Here is a 26,026-nt window from a genome sequence, read left to right as displayed (position 1 = left end):
GACGGGGCCGCCGGACCAATGGTCCGGCGGCCCCGTCGACGTACGAAAAGCGGTGCTGGTCAGGCCTTCTTCGCCGACTCGGCGTCCTCGGGCGTGCCCTTGGCCGCGTCCTTCGAGTCGTCCTTCGCCTTGTCCTCGGCGGCGGACCCGGAGGACTTCTCGTCCTCGCCCTTGTCCGGCTTCACGGAGTCGCTGTCGCCCTCGCCGTCGCCCTCGCGGGCGGCCACCGCCGCGGGTTCGACGATCTCCTCGCGCCCGGGGCGGATCTTCGCGGAGACCACGAGGTAGACCACGGCCAGGACGAACACGACGATCGCGGTCCACACGTTGAGGCGCAGGCCGAGGACGTGGTGCGCGTCGTCGACGCGCATGTACTCGATCCAGCCGCGCCCGGCGCAGTACGAGGCGACGTACAGCGCGAACGCCCGCCCGTGCCCGAGCTTGAAGCGGCGGTCGGCCCAGATGACCAGGACGGCGACGCCGATGCACCACAGGGACTCGTACAGGAAGGTGGGGTGGTACGTGCCGGGGACCCGGCCGTCCTCCGCCGAGGTGATCTTCAGCGCCCAGGGCAGATCCGTGGGCTTGCCGTACAGCTCCTGGTTGAACCAGTTGCCCCAGCGGCCGATGGCCTGCGCGAGGGCGATGCCGGGGGCCAGCGCGTCGGCCCAGGCCGGCAGCGGGATGCCGCGCCGGCGACAGCCGATCCAGGCGCCGACCGCGCCGAGGGCGATCGCTCCCCAGATGCCGAGGCCGCCCTCCCAGATCTTGAAGGCGTCGACCCAGTCACGGCCCTCGCTGAAGTACAGCTGGTAGTCCGTGATCACGTGGTAGAGACGCCCGCCGACGAGACCGAACGGCACGGCCCACACGGCGATGTCGGCCACGGTGCCGGACTGGCCCCCGCGGGCGACCCACCGCTTGTTGCCGAGCCAGACGGCCACGAAGACGCCGATGATGATGCAGAACGCGTAGCCGCGCAGCGGAATGGGGCCTAGTTCGACCACACCGCGCGACGGACTGGGAATGAAGGCAAGGTCCATGGCAGGTCCGACGCTACCGTGCCGGGCGGTGCGGACGGCAACCAGCCCGGCTACGGGTCCATAACGGGCGCCCGGGCGCCGGGCGCTAGCCCTTGTTCGCCTCCTCGACCAGCTGCTTCAGCTTCGCCGGCGTCAGCGGGTTCTGCTGGTCCCCGAAGATGTCCTTGCCGTCGAGCAGCACGGTGGGGGTGCCCCGCAGCTTCGCGTCCCGGAAGGCCTGGTCGGACTTGGCGACCCAGCTGTCGTGCCGCCCCTCGTCCACGCACTTCTTGAAGGAGTCCGTGACCAGTCCGTCGACCTCGCCCGCCAGCTCGGTCAGGCGGCTGTTCTTGGCGTAGGCGTCGTCGGACTCCTCGGGCTGGTTCTTGAAGAGCACGTCGTGGTACGGCGGGAACTTGCCGGCGTCCTGGGCGCACGCCGCGGCGTTGGCCGCGCGCAGCGAGCCCTCACCGCGGAGGTTGTTGTCGATGAGCGTCGCCAGGTGGTACTCGACCTTCAGCTGCCCCTTGTCCACGAGGCCGTTGATCGTCGAGCGATACGTGTCCTCGAACTGCTTGCAGGCCGGGCAGCGGAAGTCCTCCCAGACGGTGAGGGTCGACTTGGCGCCGCCCTTGCCGACGGGGATCGACAGGTCGTCCTTGCCGTTCGCCCCCTCGGGGGCCACCAGCGGGCCCGCCGAGTCGCCCTTGTCGCCGCCGGAGTTGGAGGCGAGCAGCCCCACCACCGCGGCCAGGCCGAGGACTCCCACCACGGCGGCGCCGACGATCAGCGCCCGGCGCTTCTTGTCGCGGCCCTTCTGCCGCTCTCGCTCTTCCGCCAGCCGCTCGCGGGCCGTGCGCTTTCCCTCACGGTTCTTCTCACTCACACCCCGCAAACGAACCGGGGAGGCACGAGCGTGCCTCCCCGGTCCCAGGTCCACCCGTACGGGTTAGGACTTGCCGCGTACGCCGTCCGCGAGCTCACCCGCGAGGAGCCGCACGGCGGCCAGGCCGGACGCCTCGTCCGGCGCGTCCAGCATCCGCTGCACGAAGGCGGAACCGACGATCACGCCGTCGGCGAAGCCCGCCACCTCGGCGGCCTGGCGGGCGTTGGAGACGCCGAGGCCGACGCAGACCGGCAGGTCGGTGGTGGCCTTGGTGCGCCGCACCAGCTCCTGCGCCTGCTCGCCGACCGACGCGCGGGTGCCGGTGACGCCCATCAGCGACGCCGCGTAGACGAAGCCGGAGCCCGCCGCCGTGATGGTGGCGAGCCGCTCGTCCTTGCTGCTCGGCGCGACGACGAAGACCGTCGCAAGGCCGTGCTTCTCGGCGTGCTCCCGCCAGAGCGCCGACTCCTGCACGGGCAGGTCGGGCAGGATGCAGCCCGCGCCGCCCGCCTCGGCCAGCTCGGCGGTGAAGCGCTCCACGCCGTAGCGGTCGATGGGGTTCCAGTACGTCATGACGAGCACCGGCTTGCCGGTCGCCTCGAAGGCCTCGCGGACCGTGCGCAGCACGTCACGGATCTTGAGGCCGCCGCGCAGCGCGATGTCGTCGGCGGTCTGGATGACCGGGCCGTCGAGCACCGGGTCGGAGTGCGGCAGGCCGACCTCGACCACGTCCGCGCCGCCGTCGAAGACGGCCTTGATCGCCGCGATGCCGCCGTCGACGGTCGGGAAGCCGGCCGGGAGGTAGGCGATCAGGGCGGAGCGGCCCTCGGCCTTCGCGGCCGCCAGGGTGTCGCTCAACAGCTGAATGTTCCCGCTCACTTGGCGTCCCCCTCGATCTCCGCGCCGGTGCCGGACGCGTCCGCGTCGACGGTCGCGTCCGTGTCGTACAGGCCGAAGTAGCGCGCGGCCGTGTCCATGTCCTTGTCGCCGCGCCCGGAGAGGTTGACGACGATCAGCCCGTCCTTGCCGAGCTCCTTGCCGACCTCCAGCGCGCCCGCGAGGGCGTGCGCGGACTCGATGGCCGGGATGATGCCCTCGGTCCTGGAGAGGAGGCGCAGGGCCTGCATCGCCGCGTCGTCGGTGACCGCGCGGTACTCGCCGCGGCCGCTGTCCTTGAGGTAGGCGTGCTCGGGGCCGATGCCGGGGTAGTCCAGTCCGGCGGAGATCGAGTAGGGCTCGGTGATCTGGCCCTCCTCGTCCTGGAGGACGTAGGAACGGGAGCCGTGCAGGATGCCCGGCTCGCCCGCCGTCAGCGTCGCCGCGTGCTCGCCGGTCTCCACGCCGTGCCCGGCGGGCTCGCAGCCGATGAGGCGTACGTCCGTGTCGGGGATGAAGGCGTGGAAGAGGCCGATGGCGTTGGAGCCGCCGCCCACGCAGGCGACGGCGGCGTCGGGCAGGCGTCCGGCGCGCTCCAGGATCTGCCGGCGGGCCTCGACGCCGATGACGCGGTGGAAGTCGCGGACCATGGCGGGGAAGGGGTGGGGTCCGGCGACGGTGCCGAAGAGGTAGTGCGTGCGGTCGACGTTGGCGACCCAGTCGCGGAACGCCTCGTTGATGGCGTCCTTGAGGGTGCGGCTGCCGGACTTCACGGCCACGACCTCGGCGCCCAGCATCCGCATCCGGGCCACGTTCAGGGCCTGGCGCTGGGTGTCGATCTCGCCCATGTAGATGGTGCATTCGAGGCCGAAGAGCGCGCAGGCGGTGGCGGTGGCCACACCGTGCTGGCCGGCGCCGGTCTCGGCGATGACGCGGGTCTTGCCCATGCGCTTGGTGAGCAGGGCCTGCCCGAGCACGTTGTTGATCTTGTGCGAGCCGGTGTGGTTGAGGTCCTCGCGCTTGAGGAAGACACGGGCGCCGCCCGCGTGCTCCGCGAAGCGGGGGACCTCGGTGAGGCTGCTGGGGCGGCCGGTGTAGTGGACCAGGAGGTCGTCGAGCTCGCGGGCGAACTCGGGGTCGCTCTTGGCCTTGTCGTACTCGACGGCGACCTCGTCCACGGCGGCGACGAGGGCCTCCGGGATGAACTTGCCGCCGAACGCACCGAAATAGCCCTCGGCGCTGGGGACTTGACCCTCCGGGTCCGGAATGAAGTACTCGCTGGGCATGCGGAAACCTCGCAATGGCTGGCGTGGGCGTGTGCAGTTCGGCATGAGCACGCCTGTGCGCCGTTGCTGGCCACGGCTCTGTGGCGACGCTCGGGCTCGTCGCACAGTTCCCTACACCCCTGACGGGGCGCTGATCAGCTCGGCGGCGCTCAGGCGCCGCCCCGCCATCGCATTCCGGGGATCTGGCCCGGTTCCGCACCGATGTGGTACCGCACGCGCCTGCCCCGCACGCGGCGTGCGGGGGCCCGGCAGCCGCGCGGGCGGCAGCCGGGGGCGAGGCGGGCGGCGAGGGACATCGGGGAGGTCAGCCCCGTCCGTGGCGCAGGGCCGGGTGGGCGCCCGCGGCGACCAGGTCGGAGACCGCGGCCTTCGGGTCGCGGCCGGTGACGAGGGACTCGCCCACGAGGACCGCGTCGGCGCCTGCGTTGGCGTACGCGATCAGGTCGTGGGGGCCGCGCACGCCGGACTCGGCGATCTTGACGACGCTGTCCGGGAGCTCGGGGGCGATCCGCTCGAAGGTGGAGCGGTCGACCTTGAGGGTCTTCAGGTCGCGGGCGTTGACGCCGATGACACGGGCGCCCGCGTCGACGGCCCGCTCGGCCTCGTCCTCGTCGTGCACCTCGACGATCGGCGTGAGGCCGATCGACTCGGCGCGCTCGATGAGCGATTCGAGGGCGGGCTGCTCCAGCGCGGCCACGATCAGCAGCGCGAGGTCGGCGCCGTACGCCCTGGCCTCCCACAGCTGGTACGAGGTGACGATGAAGTCCTTGCGGAGCACCGGGATGTCGACCTTGGCGCGGACGGCCTCCAGGTCGGCGAGCGAGCCGCCGAAGCGGCGCTCCTCGGTGAGCACGGAGATGACGGCGGCGCCGCCCGCCTCGTAGTCGGCGGCGAGGCCGGCCGGGTCGGCGATCGCGGCGAGCGCGCCCTTGGAGGGGCTGGAGCGCTTGACCTCGCAGATGACCTTGACGCCGTCGCCCCGCAGGGCCGCCGCGCCGTCCTTGGCCGCCGGAGCCTTGGCCGCTCGCTCCTTGAGCTCGTCGAGGCTGACGCGCGCCTGCCGCTCCGCGAGGTCGGCACGGACTCCGTCGATGATCTCGTCGAGCACACTCACGCGAGCGGCCCCCTTCCCTGACGGTTGAAGAAGCTGACGTTCAAGCTGGTCACTGCGATGGTATCCGCAGGAGGGCGAAGGCCCCGCATCCGGTTGACGCCCGTCCCACGAAATGGACATCGATCGGGCCCGCCGCCTGCGGATTCAAGGGTGCAGCCACGACCCGAACGGCAGGTTGCGGACGAGCGTGAACAGCGCGACGACCACACCGACGGCCCACAGCTGCGCCGTGCCCCACTCGATTCGCACCGGCCTCCCGCGCACCAGCCGCACCACCCACGCGGTCCACAGGAGCGCGAACAGGCCGTACCCGACGACGGCGAGGGCGTTGGCGCCGAGGGCCGCCGTGAGGTCGCCGTGGATGAAGGCGTGGGCGCTGCGCAGGCCGCCGCAGCCGGGGCAGTAGATGCCGGTGAGGCGCAGCAGCGGGCAGGCGGGGTAGTGGCCCGGTTCGTTCGGGTCGACGGCACCGACGTACGCGAAGGCCCCGGCGACCGCGGCGAGCACCCCGGCCGGCACGAGCAGGCGGGTCAGGACGGCGGGCGCGGCGCTCTCGGTGTCGGCGGTCACCCGTGCATTCTGCCTCCCGCGCGGGCGTGTCGCCCGATGGACGCGGGGGCCGGACGGCGGATACGCCGAGGAGGCGGCCCCGGCTGCCGCCGGACCGCCTCCTCGCGTACGGGGAAGGTCAGCTCTCGGAGGCCGCGACCTGGCGCTGCGGGCGCTTGGCCTGGCCCAGGCCCGCCATGCGCATGGCGCCGCCGACGAGGCCGCCGATCACGATGATCGCCATGCCGGCCCAGAAGCCGGGCACGTTGGCCATCACCATGAAGGCACCCGCGACGCAGAAACCGATGAAGGCGATGATGACACCGGTCCAGGCGGCCGGGGTGTGTCCGTGGCTGGCCATGACTTGCTCCTCGTTGCTGTGTGCGGGGTGATGGGTGGATGGCCCATCGCGCGTCGGACGCTCGGCTCCATTGTCCCGTACTCGGGCGTATGCCCTGAGCGCGGGGTCACGCTTCGCGCGTCGGGTCCTCGCCCCGGTCGAGGGCCTTCCAGAGCTCTTCGGGCCGGTCGGGGTCGGGGGCGCGGCGGGCCTTGCGGGGCGTCGGCGTGCCGTCGCGTTCGTAGCGCCCCGACATCGCGGGCCACGAGCGGCCGCAGGTGAGCGCGACCAGCCCGGCGACCAGGAGCAGCGCGCCCGCCGCGGCGGCGGCGTAGGGCCAGCCGGTGTGGCTGAGGTCACCGATGGTGGCGGCGGCGTCGCCGGAGGCGGTCGCGGCCTTCTCGTCGAGGGCGTCGCGGTCGCCTGCCCCGAGCAGGGCGGCGGCCACGGTGCCCGCGCCGCTGAGCGCGAGCAGCAGGGAGACCAGGACGCGGCCGGTGCGGCGGACCGCGAAGACCGCGACGAGGGCGGCGAGACCCACGACGGCGAGCGCGGCGGGCACGCCCGTGACGTCGCCGCCCTTGGCGGTCAGCGGCAGGTCGCCGCCGGCCACCGAGACGGTCCCGTGGGCCCAGGCCTGGCGGGACGCGAGCAGCGCGAGGGCCGCGCCGACGGCGCCGAGCAGCAGCGCGACGGCGATGCTGCGCCGGCCGCCGCGCCGGTCCGGGCTCTGCGACGGGTTCTCGGTACGGGGCGGTGGTACTGCGGAAGTCACCCGTCCACTATCCCTCACGGCCCGAACCGGCGTGCAGGCGGTTCGCCGTGTGGATGGCGCGCAGCACGGCGGCGGCCTTGTTGCGGCACTCGGTGTCCTCGGCGACGGGGTCGGAATCGGCGACGACCCCGGCCCCGGCCTGCACGTATGCCGTGCCGTCGCGGAGGAGGGCGGTGCGGATGGCGATGGCGGTGTCGGAGTCGCCCGCGAAGTCGAGGTAGCCGACGCAGCCGCCGTACAGGCCGCGCCGGGAGGGCTCCAGCTCGTCGATGATCTGCATCGCGCGCGGCTTGGGCGCGCCGGAGAGCGTGCCCGCGGGGAAGCAGGCGGTGAGCACGTCGAAGGCGCTGCGGCCCTCGGCGACCTCTCCGGTGACCGTCGAGACGATGTGCATGACGTGGGAGTACTTCTCGATGGACATGAAGTCGACGACCTCGACGGAGCCGGGGGTGCAGACCCGGCCCAGGTCGTTGCGGCCGAGATCGACGAGCATGAGGTGCTCGGCGCGCTCCTTGGGGTCGGCGAGCAGCTCGTCGGCGAGCGCCTGGTCCTCCTGCGGGGTGGCGCCGCGGTGCCGGGTGCCGGCGATGGGGTGGACCATCGCGCGCCCGTCCTCGACCTTGACGAGGGCCTCGGGCGAGGAGCCGACCACGTCGAACCCGTCGAGGCGGAAGAGGTACATGTACGGCGACGGGTTGGTCGCCCGCAGCACGCGGTAGACGTCCAACGCGCTGGCCGTGCAGGGGGTTTCGAAGCGCTGCGAGGGCACGACCTGAAAGGCCTCGCCCGCCCGGATGCGCTCCTTGATGTCCTCGACGGCCTCCTGGTACTGCACACCGCCCCACAGCGCGGTGAACTCGGGGAGTTCGGAGGGCGGCAGGGCGGCCGGGGGCTGGGAGACCGGCCGGGAGAGGTCGGCCTCCATGGCGTCGAGGCGGGCGACCGCGTCGGCGTAGGCCTCGTCGACGCCCGTGTCGAGGTCGTTGTGGTTGATCGCGTTGGCGATCAGGAGGACCGAGCCGTCCCAGTGGTCGAGGACGGCGAGGTCGCTGGTGAGCAGCATGGTCAGCTCGGGGAGCCGCAGGTCGTCGCGCTCCCCCGGGCCGATCTTCTCCAGGCGGCGCACGATGTCGTAGCCGAGGTAGCCGACCATGCCGCCGGTGAAGGGCGGCAGTTGGTCGGCACTGACCACGTCGCGCGGGGTGTGCAGCATCTCGACGGTGGCGCGCAGCGCGGCGAGCGGGTCGCCGGAGGTGGGGACGCCGACGGGCGGGCTGCCCAGCCAGTGGGCCTCGCCGTCGCGGACGGTGAGGGTGGCGGCGCTGCGGACGCCGACGAAGGAGTAGCGGGACCACAGGTACGCGGCGCGGCCGTTCTCGGCGGATTCGAGGAGGAAGGTGCCGGGGCGCTCGGCGGCGAGCTTGCGGTAGAGGCCGACGGGGGTGTCGCCGTCCGCGAGGAGCCTGCGGCTGACGGGGATCACGCGGCGGTCGGCCGCCAGCTTGCGGAAGGTCTCGAGGTCCATGGCGTCAGACCCTACTGACCGGGCGACGGCACGCCGGACACCGGAAGCACGTCGGAGTCGAAGCAGGTGCGCGTGCCGGTGTGGCAGGCCGGGCCGACCTGGTCGACCTGGACGAGGACGGTGTCCGCGTCGCAGTCCAGGGCGACCTCCTTGACGTACTGGAAGTGGCCGGAGGTGTCGCCCTTGACCCAGTACTCCTGGCGGCTGCGCGACCAGTAGGTGCAGCGGCCCGTGGTGAGGGTGCGGTGCAGCGCCTCGTCGTCCATCCAGCCGAGCATCAGCACCTCACCGGTGTCGTACTGCTGGGCGATGGCGGGAAGGAGGCCGTCGGCGCTGCGCTTGAGGCGGGCGGCGATCGCCGGGTCGAGGCTGCTGCTGGGCGGGGGCACGCTGGTCATGCGCCCATTGTGCCGCGCCGGCCGGGGCCCTCCGGATGCCGTCCACTGTCCGGACGGGGTGGGCGGTCGTAGGCTGGCCGGCATGTCGACCCATGCGAAGCGTGAACGACTTCTGCTCGCCGATCTCCTGGAGGCGCGGGGCCCGGAGGCCGCGACCCTGTGCGAGGGCTGGAAGACCCGCGATCTCGCGGCCCATGTGGTGGTGCGCGAGCGCCGCGCGGACGCCGCGGGCGGGATCCTGATCAAACAGCTCGCGGGGCGTCTGGAGCGGGTGCAGGCCGAGTTCGCCGCGAAACCGTACGAGGAACTGATCCAGCTGATCCGGACGGGGCCGCCGCGCTTCTCGCCGTTCGCGCTCAAGCAGGTCGACGAGCTGTCGAACGCCGTGGAGTTCTACGTCCACACCGAGGACGTGCGCCGCGCCCAGCCGGACTGGACGCCGCGCGAGCTCGACCGGGTCTTCTCGGACGCCCTGTGGTCCCGTCTGGAGCGCACGGCCCGGCTGGTGGGCCGCAAGGCGCCGGTGGGGCTCGTGCTGCGCCGTCCGGACGGCCAGACGGTGGTGGGGCACCGGGGCACGCCGGTGGTGACGGTGACCGGCGAGCCCGCGGAGCTCCTGATGTTCGCGTACGGCAGGCAGGAGGTCGCCGACGTCGCGCTGGAGGGCGACAAGGAGGCGATCGCGGCGCTGCACGAGACGAAGCGGCTGGGGCTGTGAGCGGCTCTCCCGCCGAGCCCTGTTGAACGGCCTTGTTCAGCGAGGGAGTTCCGCCTGGCGCAGCGGCTTCGAGCACAGGCCGATGACGCCGCCGGCCGCGCTGAGCGCGGCGCACGCCACGAACACCGGCTCGATGCCCCAGGCGCCGATCGCGGCGCCCACGACGGGGTAGCAGAGCGGGGCGACCCCGAGGGTGAAGAGGCTGCCCACCGCGGTGACGCGGCCCAGGTAGGCCGGTTCGCTGACGGTCTGGGCCAACGCCCCGCACAGGGCGCCGCACAGTCCGAGCAGCGCCCCGAGGACGAGGGCGGCGACGACCGCGCCCGCCACCGAGGGCACGAAGCCGAGCGCCGCGAGGGCGGCCGTGCCCGGGAAGGCCACCCAGGACAGCACGGCTCCGGCGCGCGGCACCCGGCCGCGCACGGCGAGCAGCAGCGAGGCGAGCCCGGCGCCCGCGCCGAACCCGGCGATGATCCAGCCCTGCCCCGAGGCGCCCCAGCCGCGCTCCTCGACGAGCAGCACGAGGCCGATGTTGGCGGGCCCGGAGAAGCCCAGCTCGCCGACGGCGATCACGATCATCAGCGGGGCGAGGACGCGGTGACCGCGGATGTACCGCAGCCCGTCGGCCAGGTCGCGCCAGGCGGAGGCGGGCTCGCCCGCCGTGTCGTCGGCGGGCAGTTCGCGCACCCGTACCGCGAGCAGCAGGACAAGCGACCCCGCGAAGAGCACCCCGGCCACGCCGAAGGCCGCCGCCGATCCGCCCGTCGCGACCGCGATCCCGCCCAGCGGGCCGCCCGTGACGGTGGCGACGCGGGCCGCGACCCCGCGCATGCCCTGCACCCGGGCGAGCTGCCCCGGCGCGGTGATGCGGGCCGGCAGGGCGCCCACGCTCGGCAGGAAGAGCGCGTCCACCACGCCGAAGACCAGCGCGACCACGGCGAGGACCCAGATGCCGGGCGTGGCGAGGAGGAGCAGTGCGGCCACGCCGAGGATCACCAGGCAGCGCACGGCGTCGCTCCCGATGACGACGCGGCGCGGCCCGAAGCGGTCGGCGACGACTCCCCCGCCGAGCATGAGGATCGCGCGCGGCACGGCGCCGACGGCGAGGACGAGCCCGGCCTGGGCGGGGCTGCCGGTGCGGGTGGCGGCCCAGGACAGCGCGAGGAAGTAGACGCTGTCGCCGATCATCGACGCGGTGTAGGCGGTCAGCCAGCGCAGGACGTTGCCGTCGCGGTGGGCGGGGCGCTCGACGGCGGCGGGGGCCGGGCGTATGCCGGTGGCGGACACGGCGGCCGTCCCCTTCACAGTGACCGGAAGGGGAACGAGTGCATGAACAGCAGGACGTTCTCGCGGCCCTCGGTGTCCCCGGCCTCCTCGGCGTCCTTGGCGCGTGCCTCGTACGTGCGGACCACGGCGTGCAACTCCTCGGTGAGCGAGGTGAGTTCGGCGGCGGTCAGGCGGGCGAGGAAGTCGGAGTTGTCGGCGGCGTTGCGCCACTCGGGGCTCCAGGCCGAGCGGTGGCCGAGCCAGACGTCCAGGAGGTCGGTGCGCTGTGTGTGGAGGGTGCGGGTCACGGCGGTCAGCGCGGCGGCCTTCTCCGGGGTGTCCTGGAAGTCCTCGGTGTGGAACGACAGGGTCTCCTGCGCCGGCGTCCACCAGCGCTCGCGCCCGTCCCCGCGCTGCGCCTGCGGCGCCTCCTCGATAAGTCCGTGCTCGGCGAGCTTGCGCAGGTGGTAGCTGACGAGCGAGACGGCCTCGTCGACCTCGTCGGCGAGCTGGGAGGCGGTGGCGGTGCGGCCCGGGGCGACCTTCAGGGCGCCGTAGAGCCTCAGGCGCAGGGGGTGGCCGAAGGCCTTGAGGGTGCCGAGGTCGCTGACGCGGCGGCGCTGCTGTCTGCTCATGCACCCACCGTAGATACGAAAGAAAAGTTGCACAACAAATATTGCGCAACTTTCCTTTCGCAGTACGGCGAACAGAAGCCCCGGCCACCTCACGGGTGACCGGGGCCGAAGAGCCGACCAGGAGGGCTACCGCACCGGGTGCCCCGCCTCCCGCAGCGTGTCCTTGACCTCGCCGATCCGCAGATCGCCGAAGTGGAAGACCGAGGCCGCGAGGACCGCGTCGGCGCCCGCCGCCACGGCCGGCGGGAAGTGCTCCAGCTTCCCGGCACCGCCGGAGGCGATCACCGGGACCGTGACGTGCTTGCGCACCGCCTCGATCATCTCGATGTCGTAGCCGTCCTTCGTGCCGTCGGCGTCCATCGAGTTCAGCAGGATCTCGCCCGCGCCGAGCTCGGCCGCCCGGTGTGCCCATTCGACGGCGTCGATCCCGGCGGACGTGCGGCCGCCGTGCGTCGTCACCTCGAAGGCCCCGGACGCGGTGCGCCGCGCGTCCACCGACAGGACGAGCACCTGGCGCCCGAAGCGCTCCGCGATCTCGCGGATCAGGTCGGGCCGCGCGATGGCGGCGGTGTTGACGCCGACCTTGTCCGCGCCCGCGCGCAGCAGCTTGTCGACGTCCTCGGCGGTGCGCACGCCGCCGCCGACGGTGAGCGGGATGAAGACCTGCTCGGCGGTGCGGCGGACCACGTCGTACGTCGTCTCGCGGTTGCCCGACGAGGCCGTGATGTCCAGGAAGGTCAGCTCGTCGGCGCCCTCGGCGTCGTAGACCTTCGCCATCTCGACGGGGTCGCCCGCGTCGCGCAGGTTCTGGAAGTTGACGCCCTTGACGACCCGGCCGTTGTCCACGTCCAGGCAGGGGATGACTCGGACGGCGAGCGTCACGTCGTTGCTCCTCGGAATGCTTCTAGCTCTACTTCGACCAGGATGCGCGGGTCCACGAACCCGGACACGACCAGCAGGGTCGCGGCCGGGCGCACGGCGCCGAACAGCTCCTGGTGGGCGCGGCCGACCTCGTCGACGTCCCGCGCGTGGGTCAGGTACATCCGCGTACGGATGACGGCGTCGGCGCCCAGACCGAACGCGCCGAGCGCCTCCAGGGCGTTGCCGAAGGCGACCCTGGCCTGTTCGTAGGGGTCGCCCTCGCCGTACAGGACGCTGCCCTTGAACGACGTGGTGCCCGCCACCAGGACCCGGTCGCCCGCCGCGACGGCGCGCGCGAAACCGATGGACTCTTCCCAGGGGGATCCGCTCTGCACGCGCCGTGCGGCTTCGCTCATGACGACACGGCCTCCAGGGCCTCTTCGAGGGTGAACGCCTTTGCGTAGAGCGCCTTGCCGACGATCGAGCCCTCGACGCCGAGCGGGACGAGCTCGGCGATGGCGCGCAGGTCGTCCAGGCTGCTCACTCCGCCGGAGGCGACCACGGGACGGTCCGTCGCCGCGCAGACGTTCTTCAGGAGCTCCAGGTTCGGGCCCTGCAGCGTGCCGTCCTTGGCGATGTCGGTCACCACGTAGCGCGCGCAGCCCTCGGAGTCGAGGCGCTCCAGCGTCTCGTAGAGGTCGCCGCCGTCGCGGGTCCAGCCGCGGCCGCGCAGGGTCGTGCCGCGTACGTCGAGACCGACCGCGATCTTGTCGCCGTGCTCGGCGATGACCTTGGCGACCCAGTCGGGGGTCTCCAGGGCGGCCGTGCCGAGGTTGACGCGGGTGCAGCCGGTGGCGAGGGCGGCGGCCAGCGAGGCGTCGTCGCGGATGCCGCCGGACAGCTCGACCTTGATCTCCATGGCCCGGGTGACCTCGGCGATCAGGTCGCGGTTGTCGCCGGTGCCGAACGCGGCGTCCAGGTCGACCAGGTGCAGCCACTCGGCGCCCGCCCGCTGCCAGGCGAGGGCGGCCTCCAGCGGCGAGCCGTAGGAGGTCTCGGTGCCGGACTCGCCGTGGACGAGGCGTACGGCCTGGCCGTCGCGGACGTCGACGGCGGGAAGGAGTTCGAGAGTGCTCACAGGGTTCCGATCCAGTTGGTGAGGAGCTGGGCGCCGGCGTCGCCGGACTTCTCGGGGTGGAACTGGGTGGCGCTCAGGGCGCCGTTCTCGACGGCCGCCACGAAGGGCTCGCCGTGCGTGGACCAGGTGACGCGCGGGGCGCGCATCACCGGGTTCGCGACTTCCAGGGACCAGGTGTGCACGGCGTAGGAGTGCACGAAGTAGAAGCGGGCGTCGTCGTCCAGGCCCTCGAAGAGCGTGGACCCCGCGGAGGCCTGGACGGTGTTCCAGCCCATGTGCGGGACGATGTCGGCCTTGAGCGGCTCGACCGTGCCGGGCCACTCGTCCAGGCCCTCGGTCTCCTCGCCGTGCTCGATGCCGCGCGCGAAGAGGATCTGCATGCCCACGCAGATGCCCATGACCGGGCGCCCGCCGGAGAGGCGGCGGCCGACGATCCAGTCGCCGCGCGCCTCCTTGAGGCCCTGCATGCAGGCGGCGAAGGCGCCGACGCCGGGGACGAGCAGTCCGTCGGCGTTCATGGCCTTGTCGTAGTCGCGCGTTATCTCGACGTCGGCTCCCGTGCGCGCCAGGGCGCGCTCGGCGGAGCGGACGTTGCCGAAGCCGTAGTCGAAGACGACGACCTTCTTGGGAGAGCTCATCTCGCGTACGCCTCCCGTCAGTTCCAGTAGTCGAGCCGCAGGATGCCCGCGGCCAGGCACATCACGGCGCCGATGGAGAGCAGCGTGATGAGGCTCTTGGGCATCCCCTGCTTGGCGAAGGAGATGACGCCGCCGATCAGGAAGAGACCGACGACGATCAGGATCGTGTTCAGACCGGTCATGGCTTTACAGCGCACCCTTCGTGGAGGGCAGGATGCCGGCGGCGCGCGGGTCGTGCTCCGCGGCGTACCGCAGGGCGCGGGCCAGGGCCTTGAACTGGCACTCCACGATGTGGTGGGCGTTGCGCCCGTACGGCACGTGCACGTGCAGGGCGATCTGCGCCTGGGCGACGAAGGACTCCAGGATGTGCCGTGTCATCGTCGTGTCGTAGGAGCCGATCATCGGCGCCATGTTCTCGGGCTCGGTGTGCACGAGGTACGGACGGCCGGAGAGGTCGACGGTCACCTGGGCGAGCGACTCGTCGAGCGGGACCGTGCAGTTGCCGAAGCGGTAGATGCCGACCTTGTCGCCGAGCGCCTGCTTGAAGGCGGCGCCGAGCGCCAGCGCGGTGTCCTCGATCGTGTGGTGCGAGTCGATGTGCAGGTCGCCCTCGGTCTTGACCGTGAGGTCGAAGAGGCCGTGGCGGCCGAGCTGGTCGAGCATGTGGTCGTAGAAGCCGACCCCGGTCGACACGTCGACCTTCCCGGTGCCGTCGAGGTCGATCTCGACGACGACGGAGGTCTCCTTGGTGGTTCTCTCGACCCGTCCTACGCGGCTCATGCTCCCTGCTCCTTCTTGAGTGCGCGTACCGCATCGAGGAACGCGTCGTTTTCGTCGGGGGTTCCCGCGGAGACCCGCAGCCATCCCGGCACGCCGTTGTCCCGGACCAGGACGCCCCGGTCGAGGATCCGCCGCCACACCTCGTGGGAGTCGGCGAACCGCCCGAACTGCACGAAGTTGGCGTCGGATTCGGTCACCTCGTAGCCCGTCGCGCGCAGCTCGGCGACGAGCCGGTCGCGCTCGGTCTTGAGCTGCTCGACATAGCCCAGGAGGGTGTCGGTGTGCTCCAGGGCGGCGAGCGCGGTGGCCTGCGTGACGGCCGACAGGTGGTACGGCAGGCGTACCAGCTGCACCGCGTCGACGACCGCGGGGGCGGCGGCCAGATAGCCGAGGCGCAGGCCCGCCGCGCCGAAGGCCTTCGACATGGTCCGCGAGACGACCAGGTGCGGCCGTCCCTCGATCAGCGGGAGCAGCGAGTCGCCGTGGCTGAACTCGACGTACGCCTCGTCCACGACCACCATCGACGGCTTCGCGGCCTGCGCCGCGTCGTACAGCGCGAGGACGGCCTCGGCCGGGACGGCGTTGCCCGTGGGGTTGTTGGGGGTGGTGATGAAGACGACGTCCGGCCGGTTCTCGGCGATGGCCTTCGTGGCCGCCTCGACGTCGATGGTGAAGTCGTCGTGGCGCGGGCCGGAGATCCAGCCGGTGCCGGTGCCGCGGGCGATGAGGCCGTGCATCGAGTACGACGGCTCGAAACCGATGGCCGTGCGTCCGGGGCCGCCGAAGGTCTGCAGAAGCTGCTGGATCACCTCGTTGGACCCGTTGGCCGCCCAGACGTTGGCGAGCGTGACCTCGTGCCCGGCGGTGCGGGTGAGGTAGCGCGCCAGCTCCGTGCGGAGCTCGACGGCGTCCCGGTCGGGGTAGCGGTTGAGGTCGCGGGCGGCCTCGCGCACGCGCTCGGCGATGCGGTCGACCAGCGCGTCGGGCAGCGGGTAGGGGTTCTCGTTCGTGTTCAGGCGTACGGGTACGTCGAGCTGGGGCGCGCCGTAGGGGGACTTGCCGCGCAGTTCGTCGCGTACGGGAAGGTCGTCGATGTCGGTCACGTCGGTCACTTGCTCTCCGGCACCTTCCATCCGAACCTCGCCTTGATCGCCGCGCCGTGCGCCGGCAGGTCCTCGGCCTCGGCGAGCGTCACGACGTGCCGCGCGACGTCGGCGAGCGCCTCGCGCGTGTAGTCGACGACGTGGATGCCGCGCAGGAACGACTGGACGCTGAGGCCCGAGGAGTGGCAGGCGCAGCCGCCGGTGGGCAGGACGTGGTTGGAGCCCGCGCAGTAGTCGCCGAGGGAGACCGGCGCCCAGGGGCCGACGAACACGGCGCCCGCGTTACGGACGCGGTCGGCGAGCTCGGCGGCGTTCCGGGTCTGGATCTCCAGGTGCTCGGCACCGTAGGCGTTGACGACGGCGAGGCCGTCCTCGGCGGAGTCGACGAGGACGATCGCGGACTGCTCACCGCGCAGGGCGGGCTCGATGCGGTCGGCGCGGTGCTTGGAGACCGCGACCTGCGCGGCCAGCTCCTCCTCGACCGCGGCGGCCAGCTCCGCGGAGTCGGTGACCAGGACGGAGGCGGCCAGCGGGTCGTGCTCGGCCTGGCTGATCAGGTCGGACGCCACGTGCGCGGCGTCCGCGGTGGCGTCGGCGAGGACGGCGATCTCGGTGGGACCGGCCTCCGCGTCGATGCCGATCTTCCCGGTGAAGTAACGCTTCGCGGCGGCCACCCAGATGTTGCCGGGGCCCGCCACCATGTTCGCCGGGGCGCAGGACTCGGTGCCGTACGCGAACATCGCGACCGCCGTGGCACCGCCGGCCGCGTACACCTCGTCGATGCCGAGCAGTGCGCAGGCGGCGAGGATCGTCGGGTGCGGAAGGCCGTCGAACTCCTTCTGCGCCGGGGAGGCGAGCGCGATGGAGGGCACTCCGGCCTCCTGCGCCGGGACCGCGTCCATGATCACGGAGGAGGGGTAGACCGACCGGCCGCCGGGCGCGTACAGGCCCACCCGGTCGACCGGGACCCACTTCTCGGTGACGACACCGCCGGGCGCGACCTCGGTGCGCTCGGTCGTGCGGCGCTGGGCGCGGTGGACGGTGCGGGCGCGGCGGATCGACTCCTCCAGCGCGGCGCGGACGTCGGGGTCGAGGGCGGCCAGCGCCTCGGTGAGCGCGGCGGCGGGCACGCGGACCCGGTCCAGGCGCACGCCGTCGAATTTCTCCGCGTACTCGATCAGCGCCGCGTCGCCACGATGATGCACGTCCTCGCAGATGGGCCGCACCTTCTCCAGGGCGGCCGCGACGTCGAAGTCGGCACGGGGCAGCAGGGCGCGCAGGGCGGGGCCCTCGGGGAGGGCGTCGCCGCGCAGATCGATTCGGGAGATCACATGGCCAATTCTCTCAGACCTTCTTTCGGCACCGGACGCCCGTATCACTGGCTGATATGGAGCGCGGGAGACGACGTTCACCACTAGCGTTCAGCCGGTCACCGAGCGGGCATTAAACAGGTGTACGAGGCACAGGTGTGCCCATCGGTACGGGGAGGACGACAGCAGTGGTCGACGACGTCGGCGCCGGGGACCCGCCGGACGGGCTGACCGCCGCCGAGATCGGCATGTGGCAGGCCTTCCGCAACGGCAGCGTCTACGACCTCAGGTCGGGCGACGCCGCCGCGGACGACCCGCACGGCGGTCATCCCTGGGGCCCCGAGCGCAGCGTGCGGGCGCGCATCGTGTGCTGGCTGCTCCTGGACGGGCCGCCCGCGCTGGCCGGCCGGGTCTCGTCGCTGAAGCTGGCGGGCGTGCAGATCACCGACGTGCTCGACCTCGCGGGCGGCACGGTCGTCCCGTACGCGGAGATGAAGCACTGCCGCTTCGAGAAGGAGGTCCTCCTGCCCGAGGCCCGCTTCACCACGCTGCGGCTCGTCAACTGCTCGGTCCCGCGCATCGAGGCGGCCCGGCTGCACACCGAGGGCGATCTGCACCTGCCGCGCTGCCGCGTCCACAACGGCATCCGCCTGACCGACGCCCACATCGGCACCGACCTGCTCCTGAACCAGGCCGTGGTCTACCGCGACCGGCGCAGCCGCTCCATCACCGGTGACGGACTCACCGTCGGGCAGGACCTGCAGGCCGAGATGATGGAGTCGCACGGCGAGCTGAGCCTGCGCGGCGCGAAGATCGGCGTCTCGCTGAGCCTGCGCGGCAGCAAGCTGATCAACCAGTACGGCAGGCAGGCGCTCAACGCCCCGCAGCTGACCGTCGAGCGCACGCTGTATCTGACGCCCGCCGCCGTCGGCAATCCGCCGCAGACCAGCGGCACCACCCCGGCGCGCGGCACCCGCGTGCAGCGCTTCGAGGCCGAGGGCGGCATCCGCCTGGACGACGGCCGCTTCGGGGACGCCATCGACTGCACGCAGGCCCGCTTCACGCTCCAGAACGACCAGGAGATCTCGCTGCGCCGGGTCCAGACGCCCGAGCTGCGCTTCCTGGGCGAGGCGCCGCAGCGCGGCAAGGTGGTGCTCTCCGGCGCGAAGGTCGTCAACCTCATCGACCGGGCGGCGAGCTGGCCCGGCCCCGGCGGGCTCCAGATGGGCGGCTTCACGTACGAGAACCTCGTGCCGCAGGGCAGTTTCCCGCTCTCGCGGCGGCTGAGCTGGGTGGCGGCCGCGACCGCCGAGTACAACCCGGAGCCGTACGAGAAGCTCGCCACCGTCCTGCGCAACGGCGGCGAGGACGCCGACGCCCGCGAGGTCCTCCTCGCCAAGCAGCGCCGCCGCCGCGAGACGCTGCCGCTGGCGGCGAAGCTGTGGGGGTACGCGCAGGACTGGACGGTCGCGTACGGCTACCGGCCCGGCCGGGCCGCCGTCTGGATGGCGGTGCTGTGGGCGGTGAGCACGGTGGCCTTCTCCCGCGCCGAACACCCGGCGATCAAGCCGGGCGAACACCCCAACTGGGACCCGGCCCTGTTCTCCCTTGACCTCCTCCTCCCCGTCATCAACCTCGGCCAGGACAGCTACTGGCAGCTGAACGGCGGTTGGCAGTGGTTCTCCACGGCCCTGATCCTGCTGGGCTGGATCCTGGCCACGACGGTGGCAGCAGGCGCGACCCGCCTCCTGCGCCGCAGCTGAGCCGCTGAGCCCGCGGGGCGGGCGCGAGGCCGAACGCGGGGCCGACGGCGGCGGGGCGCTGGGGCCGGAGCCGGGGCCGGGGCCGAAGCCGGGGCCGGGGCCAAGGCCGGCGCCGAAGCCGAAGCCGGGGCCGGGGCCAGGGTCGGAGCCGGGGCCAGGGCCAGGGCCGAAGCTGGAGCCGGAGCCAAGGCCGGAAAAGGGCGGCCGTCATGCCGAGGACGGGCGTGATCCGGTCGGCGGCAGGGCCGTCCGGGGCGGCGGCAGGGTCGTCCGGGGCGGCGGGCCGACCGCATCCCACTCCCCCGCACCGCACCGCCCCCGACATGGCTGGATCCGAACGGCCGCGAGGCCGTGGGAGCGGGGCGGGAGCGGGGTGCGGTGGTGCGGACGTGTCCGTTCCGGGGGCGGGCGCGGCCGGAACTCGTCGTCCCGCGCGCCGTCGCCGGACCGTTATGCGACGGCAGGCAACCTTCCCCGCCCTTTGACCGTCATCCCTGCGCAACCAACAATTGAGCAACCACCACGGTGACCGGCACCCCGCGCCAGCGGCGCCGGTTGAGGCGCAAAGGAGGGCACGGTGCTGCGTGCCTTCATCCGTACCGCCCGCATGGTCCGGCACACCCCGCGGCTCGCCGCCGGTCTGCCGCCGGACGACGAGGTACTCCTCGACGTGCCCGACGAGCGGCTCGCACCCGCGCTCGTCGCCGCGGGGCGGGGCGACTACGGCCCGGCCGCGAAGGTCCTCGCCACCACCCGCGAAGCCGCCGAGTGGGAGAACCGCGACCGCTACACCACCCGGCTCGCCGCCTTCGCCCGCTCCCGCCCCGAGTGGTTCGACGACTGGCTCGTCGCGTCCCCGCACGACCCGGACGCCCTGCTCGTCAAGGCCGAGCTCGCGGTGGTGCGCGGCTGGGAGTCGCCGGCCCGCGCCGAGCTGCTCCGGGAGGCGGGACCGCTGCTGAGCGCCGCCGCCGAGGCCGCTCCCCGCGACCCGGTGCCCTGGCGGATCGCCCTCGACCACGCGCGCGGCACGCACGCCCCGCACACCGTCTTCGAGCAGCTGTGGGAGGAGGCCGTGCGCCGCTCCTCGTACCACTACGGCTGCCACGCCTCCGCCCTGCAGTACCTGTCGGCCGCCTGGTACGGCTCGCACCGCGAGTGCTTCGACTTCGCCGAGCGCGCCGCCGCCGACGCGCTGCCCGGCTCGTTGATACAGGTCCTCCCCGCCCGCGCCGCCTTCGCCTATCTGACCAGCCCCTCCGGAAAGGTGCCCCGCGACCGCCTGGACGCGGCCGCCGACCTCGCGATCGGCCTGTCCCGCGAGTACGCGGCCGGGGACCCGTGGCCCGCCGAGGTCCGCAATCTCCTCACCTACGTCCTGATCCGCCTGGAGCGCTGGGAGGACGCCCTCGAACAGCTCCGCCTGATCGGCCCGTACGCGACGTCCTTCCCGTGGGACCGGATGGCGGAGGATCCGCTCGGCCAGTTCCTCGAACTGCGCGACGGCGTACGCATCGAAGTGGCGTCGATGACCCCGCTGCGCACTCCGGGCGGACGCGACCGCTCCGACGAGCATTAGGCTTTCCGGTCGTGACGACCCGGCTTCCGCTCTTCCCGCTCAACTCGGTGCTGTTCCCCGGCCTCGTGCTGCCGCTGAACGTCTTCGAGGAGCGATATCGCGCCATGATGCGCGAGCTGCTCAAGACCCCCGAGGAGGAGCAGCGCCGCTTCGCCGTCGTCGCGATCCGCGACGGCCTGGAGGTGGCGCCCAGCGCGCCCGGGTTCCCCGACCAGACGGCACCGCCCGACCACGGCCCCGCCGCGGGCTTCGGCGAGGACCCGCTGAAGGCCTTCCACGGCATGGGCTGCGTGGCGGACGCGGCGACGATCAGGGAGCGCCCCGACGGCGGCTTCGAGGTCCTCGCGACGGGCACCACGCGCGTGCGGATCCGCTCCGTGGACGCCTCGGGCGCCTTCCTCACCGCCGAGGTCGAGGAGGTGCCCGAAGAGGCGGGCGACGGCGCGGGCACGCTGGCCGAGGGGGTCCTGCGGGCCTTCCGCTCGTACCAGAAGCGGCTGGCCGGGGCCCGCGAGCGCTCGCTGTCGACGGGGGCGGAGCTGCCCGACGACCCGTCGGTCGTGTCGTATCTGGTGGCCGCCGCGGCCGTCCTCGACACCCCGACCAAGCAGCTCCTCCTGGAGGCCCCGGACACGGCGGCACGGCTGCGGGACGAGCTGAAACTGCTGCGCGCCGAGACCGCGATCATCCGTAACCTGCCGTCGCTGCCCGCGATCGACCTGACCCGCGGGACGACCAGCCTCAACTGACGACCAGCCGCACCGGACGCACGGCCTCGACCGGCCCGCGTCCTCGACCGACATGGGGCGCGAGCACCTTGGCGAAGAAGCAGAAGAAGCAGCAGGCGGGCGGGACACCGGCGACGGTGGCGCTCACCGCCGCGGGCACGGCCTTCACGGTCCACTCCTACGAGCACGACCCGTCCCACCCCTCCTACGGCGAGGAGGCCGCCGAGGCCATGGGCGTCTCGCCCGACCGGGTCTTCAAGACGCTGGTCGCCGAGGTCGACGGCGAGCTCACCGTGGCCGTCGTGCCCGTCGCCGGGTCCCTCGACCTGAAGGCACTGGCCGCCGCGGTCTCCGGCAAGCGTGCCGTGATGGCCGACCCGGCCGCCGCCGAGCGCACCACGGGCTATGTGCGGGGCGGCATCTCCCCGCTCGGCCAGCGCAAGAGGCTGCGCACGGTCCTGGACGACTCGGCGTCGGCGCACGCCACCATCTGCGTCTCGGCGGGCCGCCGCGGCCTGGAGGTGGAGCTGGCGCCGGACGACCTGGCGGCCCTCACGGGCGCGGTGCTCGCCCCGATCGGCCGGCCCTGACCGGCGTACGGCCGCGTCCGGACGAGCACGTACGTACGACGTGAAAGCGCCCTCGACACCTGCCCCGCACGGGACTAGTACCGAGGGCATGTCGAAGAAGACGCGCATGCGGAAGTGGCGGGCGAAGAAGCGCAAGGCCAACCACGGAAAGCGTCCCGCCTAGGGCGCCCCCGCACCTCCTGCCCCTGTCCTCACTCAGGAACTCGGACTCATCCCCTCGGGGCGGTCGTCGCCTCGGGGGCCTTCGTAGGCCACCGGCGGCACGGCGTAGGGGTCCGGGTCCCGCGGACCGAACAGCGCGGTGAGGCCGAGGTGCACGGCCAGCGCGGCCACCGGCCAGGCGAGGAGCGTGCCCTTGGCCTTCAGTTCGAGCGGCGCGTCGAAGACGACGCCCTTGCCGACGGCCTTGGCGTGCGCCACGACGTCCGTCTCGGGGCCGAGGAAGATGCCGGCCCGCCATGCCAGGAGCGCGCCGAACAGGCTGCCGAGCGCGAGCCCGACGACGAGCGGGATGCCCCCGCGCTTGCGCAGCAGGAAGACGACGGCGCCGCTGACGACGCCGAAACCCAGCGCGAGCAGCGTGAACGATCCGTCGACGCCGATCGCCTGCTCGCCCTCGGTGTCCTTGAGGTACACCGCCTCGCCGTCCGAGATGAGCGGCACCCGCGGCGCGAGCCACATCCACAGCAGTCCGAGCAGGACGCCGCTCACGGCCACCGCGACCATGATCACTGCGGCCTGCCGCACTTCGGTCTTCATACCGGGACCGTCCTCCTCGTATCCGTGAGGAGGCATGCCTCCCGACGGCTGCGCGGCTGCCTGCCAGGGGTCGTGCGGGGGTTGGTCGTGCGGCGGTTGGGAGGGTGTCAGCGGTGCGGTCACCCCCACATCGTGCCAGCACTCCCTGTGGGGCGCGTCACCGGACGGCCGCCCGGCGGTACGCCCAGGTGGCGACGGCCAGTGAGGCCACCCCGACCCCCGCGCAGACCGCGAGATCGAGGGCGACGACGGCCCAGTCGGGATGCGGCCCGAACGTATGGGCGAAGGCTTCCACGCCGTACGTCGAGGGCAGCAGGTCGCGCGCGTACTGGAGCAGCGCCGGCATGCGGTCGGCCGGCAGCACACCGAGCAGCAGCGCCGCCGACATGCCCATCTGGCCGAGCAGGGTCGCCAGTTCGGGCCGGGGGGCGAGCAGGCCGAGGGCCGCGCCGAGGCCCGCGAGGGCGGCTCCGGCCAGCGGGATCACCGCGACGAGCACCCACAGGTGGGTGAGCGGAAGGCCGAAGAGCGCACAGCCGACGATCGCCGTGACGAAGGTGCCGGGCACCGTGAACGAGGCGTACGCGGCGGCGGCCCCCAGGACCACGGCGGCGGGCGGCACGGGGAGCGTGGCGTAGTGGTCGAGGCCGCCGTCGGCGCGGAGCTGTCCGAAGTACTGGGCGAGCAGATTGAGCGCGACGAACGCCACGACGAGCACCGAGGACCCGGCGACGACCGCCCGCGCCTCCCCGCCCCCGTCGACGACGCCCCGCATCAGGATCATGATCCCGACGGACTGGAAGGTCGCCACGAAGAGCAGCGGAATGCGCGCGACCCTCGCCCGGGACAGCTGGGCCCGGTACACGGCCGAGAGCGCGGGGAACAGCCGCACGGGAGGCCCGAGGGGGGCGGGCCCGTCGGCCTCCCGCTCCGCGCGGGCGCTCTCGGCCCGCACGGCGGCTTCCAAGGGAACCGCGCTCACCGGACGCCCCTCCTGTTCGGGTACGTGTCTGTTCGCTCACCGCACGCGGCCGCAGGACTCACGCCTTCACCAACCCTCTGCCACTCCCGCCCAACGCAAGATAGACGTCCTCCAGACTCGGCGTGGCCAGCGTGAAGTCGTCCAGGGCGGCGAACGCGGCCCCGCCGGTGACGGCCGCGACGGCGGCCCGCGCCTCGTCCGGGGCGAGCCGCAGGGACCACCGCCGGCCCGACTCCACGGCGGAAGAGGCGAGCGCGGCCACCTCGGGGACGTCGAGCGGTGCCCGCTCCCGCCACACCAGCTCCACGCGCACCTCGTCCGCGACCTTCTCCTTGAGCCCTGCCGGGCTGTCGCAGGCGATGACCTTGCCCCGGTCGAGCACCGCGACCCGGTCGAGCACGGTCTCGGCCTCGATGACGTTGTGGGTCACGAGCAGCACCGTCGTGCCGCGCTCGGCCCGGCGCCGGTCGATCGCCGCCCAGACGGCGCGCCGCGCGACGGGGTCCATCCCGGTGGTCGGCTCGTCCAGGACGAGCAGCTGCCGCTCCCCGACCAGCGCGGTGGCGAAGCAGGCGAGCCGGCGCTGCCCGCCGGACAGCTTCTTGAGCGGCCGCGAGGCCAGCTGCACGAGCCCCAGCTCGTCGAGGACCGCGTCCCGCTCGGCCCGTGCCCGCGGCACGTCGAGCCCCCGCAGCCGCCCGGTCGTCTCGACGGCGAGCGACACGGTCAGCTCGTCGAGCGCGGTGGACTCCTGCCCCAGATAGGCGAGGATGCGCGCGGCCCGCTCGGGGTGGCGCACGATGTCGTGCCCGAGGATCTCGACACCGCCGCCGTCGGGCCGCATGAGGCCGGTCAGCTGGCGTACGAGGGTGGACTTGCCGGCGCCGTTGGGCCCGAGCAGCCCGAAGATCTCGCCGCGCCCGACCGTCAGGCAGATGCCGTCGGTGGCGCGGACCTCGGGCGTCGCGGGCCTGCCGCGCCGGGACCGGGCGGCGGGATACGTCTTGACCAGGTCGCGCACCGTACAGACGGCGTCGATGCCGTGTTCCTTGCGGAGCCCCTGTCGGACTGCCGGTGCCGGGCGCGTACTCACGAGGGACGAGACTACGGGGTCCGCGGCCATGAACGACGCCCGGGGCGCCCCGTACGCCCCGTATCAGTCACCTGCCCGGTCCCCCGCGGGCGCGTGCTCGGCGGCCGTGCGCACATCGATCTCCCGCCAGAAACCGGCCCGGATCGCGTAGCGGTCGTGCTCGTCGATCTGGTCGTCCTTGTGCGCGAGCAGGCCGAATCGCGCGGCGTAGCGCAACAGCTCGCCGTCGATGCGGTGCGGGATGCGGGGGTACATCGTCGACAGCTTCTGGAGGTTGTGCTGTTCCGGGAGCCGCGCCATCCAGCGCCGCGCGAACACCTGTCCGACCTCGTAGGGGTCGCCGCCGACGGTGGTGATGTCCTCCTCGCGGTCGGCCCAGCGCTGCTCGGCCGTCGTCAGCTGGGCCAGCGTGGGCAGGGCGGCCGCCTCGGGGCTCTCGGGCGCCCCGCCCGGCCGCTCGACCCAGCCCTTGTCGGAGGACCAGCGCAGGGTCGCGTTCGTGGGGTGCTGCGCGGCATGGGTGCCGGGGCCGCGCAGGGCGGCGAGGTCCTTGGGGGTGGGCACGCCCTTGCCCGCGGGGATGCGGTGCTCACCGCCGCCCCGGCCGTTGGCCGCGGGGGCGGCGTGCGGGACGGAGGTGTCCTCCTCGGCGTGCTGCGCGGCGGCGGCGAGCGCGGACTCCGGCAGCGGTGCGGAGAGGATCGCGGCGATCTCGGGGCGCGGCACGGGCGGCGGCGCGCAGGTGCCGGTCAGCTCCTTGGGGCGGACGGCCTTGGTGATCCACGCCCGGTCGAGCACGCGCCGCTCGTCGGCCTCGGCGACCAGGTCCTCCGACTGGTTGTAGTCGCCGTCGGCGGCCTGGACGGCCCACAGGTGGACGGCGACGCCGTGCTCCTTGGCGGCCATCATGCCGGGCAGCAGGTCGCCGTCGCCGGTCACGAGGACGACGTCGGAGCAGGCGCGGTTGCGGGCCAGCTCGGTGAGCTCGGCGTGCATCGCGGCGTCCACGCCCTTCTGCGCCCACCGCCCGTCGCTGCGGGTCAGGGCGCCGAGCCGGACCGTCACGCGCGGCATGACGCGCAGGCGCCGGTGCTCGGGCTGCGGGACGCGGTCGGGGGCGCCGTCGAACCAGTAGATGCGCAGCAGGGGGCGCTCGGTGTCCGCTTCCGCGCGCTCGCGCAGACCCTGGATCAGGGCGGTGTGCTCGACGGTGATCCGGGACCTGGACGGTTCGCCCGCGAGGAGACTCGCGGCGGCACCCAGCAGATACCCGGCGTCCACCAGGACGATGCAGCGGTCCACGCGATCCACC

General features: G+C 73.1%; 29 protein-coding genes. 5 read left to right on the top strand and 24 right to left on the bottom strand.

The window, feature by feature from the left end; translation table 11 throughout:
* Positions 1-59: 59 nt before the first annotated feature.
* The 10 genes from lgt to hisI form a co-directional block, all read right to left on the bottom strand.
* Positions 60-1,043: a prolipoprotein diacylglyceryl transferase gene (gene lgt / locus AB0L89_RS24735; RefSeq protein WP_365144644.1), complete on the bottom strand. Its 984-nt coding sequence runs from the start codon at positions 1,041-1,043 to the stop codon at positions 60-62.
* Positions 1,044-1,128: 85 nt separating this feature from the next.
* A complete protein-coding gene (locus AB0L89_RS24730; RefSeq protein ID WP_365144641.1) occupies positions 1,129-1,908 on the bottom strand; it encodes a thioredoxin domain-containing protein in 780 nt (259 codons plus the stop codon).
* A gap of 63 nt (positions 1,909-1,971) precedes the next feature.
* Positions 1,972-2,787, bottom strand: a complete 816-nt coding sequence (gene trpA / locus AB0L89_RS24725) for a tryptophan synthase subunit alpha (protein WP_365144638.1) — start codon at positions 2,785-2,787, stop codon at positions 1,972-1,974.
* The gene (gene trpB, locus AB0L89_RS24720) at positions 2,784-4,070 is read right to left on the bottom strand and encodes a tryptophan synthase subunit beta (RefSeq protein WP_365144635.1); all 1,287 of its coding nucleotides are present in this window, start codon (positions 4,068-4,070) and stop codon (positions 2,784-2,786) included. The genes trpA and trpB overlap by 4 nt, the downstream gene beginning before the upstream one ends.
* A 304-nt stretch (positions 4,071-4,374) precedes the next feature.
* On the bottom strand, positions 4,375-5,184 hold the full coding sequence (gene trpC, locus AB0L89_RS24715) for an indole-3-glycerol phosphate synthase TrpC (protein WP_365144632.1): 810 nt from the start codon (positions 5,182-5,184) through the stop codon (positions 4,375-4,377).
* A 144-nt stretch (positions 5,185-5,328) separates the two neighbouring features.
* Entirely contained in the window at positions 5,329-5,754 is a 426-nt protein-coding gene (locus AB0L89_RS24710) for a DUF2752 domain-containing protein (protein ID WP_365144629.1), read from the bottom strand.
* Positions 5,755-5,872: 118 nt separating this feature from the next.
* A complete protein-coding gene (locus AB0L89_RS24705) occupies positions 5,873-6,094 on the bottom strand; it encodes an HGxxPAAW family protein (protein WP_365144626.1) in 222 nt (73 codons plus the stop codon).
* 106 nt (positions 6,095-6,200) lie between these two features.
* A complete protein-coding gene (locus tag AB0L89_RS24700) occupies positions 6,201-6,848 on the bottom strand; it encodes a TIGR02234 family membrane protein (RefSeq protein ID WP_365144623.1) in 648 nt (215 codons plus the stop codon).
* Between the two features lie 7 nt (positions 6,849-6,855).
* Complete coding sequence (locus AB0L89_RS24695) at positions 6,856-8,373, bottom strand: anthranilate synthase component I (protein WP_365144620.1); 1,518 nt, start codon at positions 8,371-8,373, stop codon at positions 6,856-6,858.
* Between the two features lie 11 nt (positions 8,374-8,384).
* Positions 8,385-8,771, bottom strand: a complete 387-nt coding sequence (gene hisI, locus AB0L89_RS24690; RefSeq protein ID WP_365144617.1) for a phosphoribosyl-AMP cyclohydrolase — start codon at positions 8,769-8,771, stop codon at positions 8,385-8,387.
* Positions 8,772-8,853: 82 nt separating this feature from the next.
* On the opposite strand from hisI, the gene AB0L89_RS24685 reads away from it, so the two are divergent.
* Positions 8,854-9,489: a TIGR03085 family metal-binding protein gene (locus AB0L89_RS24685; protein ID WP_365144615.1), complete on the top strand. Its 636-nt coding sequence runs from the start codon at positions 8,854-8,856 to the stop codon at positions 9,487-9,489.
* A gap of 36 nt (positions 9,490-9,525) precedes the next feature.
* Here AB0L89_RS24685 and AB0L89_RS24680 read toward each other — a convergent pair whose 3' ends face one another.
* The 10 genes from AB0L89_RS24680 to hisD form a co-directional block, all read right to left on the bottom strand.
* Positions 9,526-10,776, bottom strand: a complete 1,251-nt coding sequence (locus AB0L89_RS24680; RefSeq protein WP_365144612.1) for an MFS transporter — start codon at positions 10,774-10,776, stop codon at positions 9,526-9,528.
* A gap of 14 nt (positions 10,777-10,790) precedes the next feature.
* On the bottom strand, positions 10,791-11,390 hold the full coding sequence (locus AB0L89_RS24675) for a helix-turn-helix domain-containing protein (RefSeq protein ID WP_365144609.1): 600 nt from the start codon (positions 11,388-11,390) through the stop codon (positions 10,791-10,793).
* A 126-nt stretch (positions 11,391-11,516) separates the two neighbouring features.
* Positions 11,517-12,272, bottom strand: coding sequence for an imidazole glycerol phosphate synthase subunit HisF (gene hisF, locus AB0L89_RS24670; protein ID WP_365144606.1), 756 nt, complete (start codon positions 12,270-12,272; stop codon positions 11,517-11,519).
* Positions 12,269-12,667: a RidA family protein gene (locus AB0L89_RS24665; protein ID WP_365144603.1), complete on the bottom strand. Its 399-nt coding sequence runs from the start codon at positions 12,665-12,667 to the stop codon at positions 12,269-12,271. Before AB0L89_RS24665 ends, hisF begins: the two co-directional genes overlap by 4 nt.
* Complete coding sequence (priA, locus tag AB0L89_RS24660) at positions 12,664-13,389, bottom strand: bifunctional 1-(5-phosphoribosyl)-5-((5-phosphoribosylamino)methylideneamino)imidazole-4-carboxamide isomerase/phosphoribosylanthranilate isomerase PriA (protein ID WP_365144600.1); 726 nt, start codon at positions 13,387-13,389, stop codon at positions 12,664-12,666. Before priA ends, AB0L89_RS24665 begins: the two co-directional genes overlap by 4 nt.
* Positions 13,386-14,027 carry an imidazole glycerol phosphate synthase subunit HisH gene (gene hisH / locus AB0L89_RS24655; RefSeq protein ID WP_365144597.1) on the bottom strand — a complete coding sequence of 214 codons (642 nt, stop codon included), beginning with the start codon at positions 14,025-14,027 and terminating at the stop codon, positions 13,386-13,388. The genes priA and hisH overlap by 4 nt, the downstream gene beginning before the upstream one ends.
* A 17-nt stretch (positions 14,028-14,044) precedes the next feature.
* Positions 14,045-14,209 (bottom strand): hypothetical protein, encoded by a 165-nt coding sequence (locus tag AB0L89_RS24650; protein ID WP_365144594.1) that lies wholly within the window; start codon positions 14,207-14,209, stop codon positions 14,045-14,047.
* 4 nt (positions 14,210-14,213) lie between these two features.
* Positions 14,214-14,807, bottom strand: coding sequence for an imidazoleglycerol-phosphate dehydratase HisB (gene hisB, locus AB0L89_RS24645; RefSeq protein WP_365144591.1), 594 nt, complete (start codon positions 14,805-14,807; stop codon positions 14,214-14,216).
* A complete protein-coding gene (locus AB0L89_RS24640) occupies positions 14,804-15,940 on the bottom strand; it encodes a histidinol-phosphate transaminase (RefSeq protein ID WP_365144588.1) in 1,137 nt (378 codons plus the stop codon). Before AB0L89_RS24640 ends, hisB begins: the two co-directional genes overlap by 4 nt.
* Positions 15,916-17,241, bottom strand: a complete 1,326-nt coding sequence (gene hisD, locus AB0L89_RS24635) for a histidinol dehydrogenase (protein ID WP_365144585.1) — start codon at positions 17,239-17,241, stop codon at positions 15,916-15,918. The genes AB0L89_RS24640 and hisD overlap by 25 nt, the downstream gene beginning before the upstream one ends.
* 227 nt (positions 17,242-17,468) lie before the next feature.
* On the opposite strand from hisD, the gene AB0L89_RS24630 reads away from it, so the two are divergent.
* The 4 genes from AB0L89_RS24630 to ybaK all read left to right on the top strand — a co-directional run bounded on the left by AB0L89_RS24630 (position 17,469) and on the right by ybaK (position 21,880).
* Positions 17,469-18,983, top strand: a complete 1,515-nt coding sequence (locus AB0L89_RS24630) for an oxidoreductase (RefSeq protein ID WP_365145191.1) — start codon at positions 17,469-17,471, stop codon at positions 18,981-18,983.
* Between the two features lie 607 nt (positions 18,984-19,590).
* Complete coding sequence (locus AB0L89_RS24625) at positions 19,591-20,562, top strand: hypothetical protein (protein ID WP_365145188.1); 972 nt, start codon at positions 19,591-19,593, stop codon at positions 20,560-20,562.
* 11 nt (positions 20,563-20,573) lie between these two features.
* Positions 20,574-21,311 (top strand): LON peptidase substrate-binding domain-containing protein, encoded by a 738-nt coding sequence (locus AB0L89_RS24620; protein WP_365144582.1) that lies wholly within the window; start codon positions 20,574-20,576, stop codon positions 21,309-21,311.
* A 68-nt stretch (positions 21,312-21,379) separates the two neighbouring features.
* Positions 21,380-21,880: a Cys-tRNA(Pro) deacylase gene (gene ybaK / locus AB0L89_RS24615; protein WP_365144579.1), complete on the top strand. Its 501-nt coding sequence runs from the start codon at positions 21,380-21,382 to the stop codon at positions 21,878-21,880.
* A 195-nt stretch (positions 21,881-22,075) separates the two neighbouring features.
* Here the strand turns inward: ybaK and AB0L89_RS24610 are convergent, their stop codons facing one another.
* From AB0L89_RS24610 to AB0L89_RS24595, 4 genes are all read right to left on the bottom strand, one after another.
* On the bottom strand, positions 22,076-22,762 hold the full coding sequence (locus AB0L89_RS24610; protein ID WP_365144576.1) for a DUF2567 domain-containing protein: 687 nt from the start codon (positions 22,760-22,762) through the stop codon (positions 22,076-22,078).
* A gap of 34 nt (positions 22,763-22,796) precedes the next feature.
* Positions 22,797-23,594: an ABC transporter permease gene (locus AB0L89_RS24605; RefSeq protein ID WP_365145185.1), complete on the bottom strand. Its 798-nt coding sequence runs from the start codon at positions 23,592-23,594 to the stop codon at positions 22,797-22,799.
* An 85-nt stretch (positions 23,595-23,679) separates the two neighbouring features.
* Positions 23,680-24,714, bottom strand: a complete 1,035-nt coding sequence (locus tag AB0L89_RS24600) for an ABC transporter ATP-binding protein (RefSeq protein ID WP_365144573.1) — start codon at positions 24,712-24,714, stop codon at positions 23,680-23,682.
* A 63-nt stretch (positions 24,715-24,777) separates the two neighbouring features.
* Positions 24,778-26,016 (bottom strand): NYN domain-containing protein, encoded by a 1,239-nt coding sequence (locus AB0L89_RS24595; RefSeq protein WP_365144570.1) that lies wholly within the window; start codon positions 26,014-26,016, stop codon positions 24,778-24,780.
* Positions 26,017-26,026: the final 10 nt, after the last annotated feature.

The organism is Streptomyces sp. NPDC052114 (genome assembly GCF_040680155.1).
Lineage (GTDB): Bacteria > Actinomycetota > Actinomycetes > Streptomycetales > Streptomycetaceae > Streptomyces.
The sequence above is the reverse complement of the archived record's forward strand: the minus strand, read 5'-3'. Positions and strand labels throughout refer to the sequence as shown.

Coding starts and splice junctions, on each gene's coding strand:
- lgt (WP_365144644.1), bottom strand. CDS start 1,043: ATGGACCTTGCCTTCATTCCCAGTCCGTCGCGCGGTGTGGTCGAACTA.
- trpB (WP_365144635.1), bottom strand. CDS start 4,070: ATGCCCAGCGAGTACTTCATTCCGGACCCGGAGGGTCAAGTCCCCAGC.
- AB0L89_RS24705 (WP_365144626.1), bottom strand. CDS start 6,094: ATGGCCAGCCACGGACACACCCCGGCCGCCTGGACCGGTGTCATCATC.
- AB0L89_RS24695 (WP_365144620.1), bottom strand. CDS start 8,373: ATGGACCTCGAGACCTTCCGCAAGCTGGCGGCCGACCGCCGCGTGATC.
- hisI (WP_365144617.1), bottom strand. CDS start 8,771: ATGACCAGCGTGCCCCCGCCCAGCAGCAGCCTCGACCCGGCGATCGCC.
- AB0L89_RS24685 (WP_365144615.1), top strand. CDS start 8,854: ATGTCGACCCATGCGAAGCGTGAACGACTTCTGCTCGCCGATCTCCTG.
- AB0L89_RS24675 (WP_365144609.1), bottom strand. CDS start 11,390: ATGAGCAGACAGCAGCGCCGCCGCGTCAGCGACCTCGGCACCCTCAAG.
- AB0L89_RS24665 (WP_365144603.1), bottom strand. CDS start 12,667: ATGAGCGAAGCCGCACGGCGCGTGCAGAGCGGATCCCCCTGGGAAGAG.
- hisH (WP_365144597.1), bottom strand. CDS start 14,027: ATGAGCTCTCCCAAGAAGGTCGTCGTCTTCGACTACGGCTTCGGCAAC.
- AB0L89_RS24650 (WP_365144594.1), bottom strand. CDS start 14,209: ATGACCGGTCTGAACACGATCCTGATCGTCGTCGGTCTCTTCCTGATC.
- hisB (WP_365144591.1), bottom strand. CDS start 14,807: ATGAGCCGCGTAGGACGGGTCGAGAGAACCACCAAGGAGACCTCCGTC.
- AB0L89_RS24640 (WP_365144588.1), bottom strand. CDS start 15,940: ATGGAAGGTGCCGGAGAGCAAGTGACCGACGTGACCGACATCGACGAC.
- AB0L89_RS24630 (WP_365145191.1), top strand. CDS start 17,469: ATGTGGCAGGCCTTCCGCAACGGCAGCGTCTACGACCTCAGGTCGGGC.
- AB0L89_RS24625 (WP_365145188.1), top strand. CDS start 19,591: ATGGTCCGGCACACCCCGCGGCTCGCCGCCGGTCTGCCGCCGGACGAC.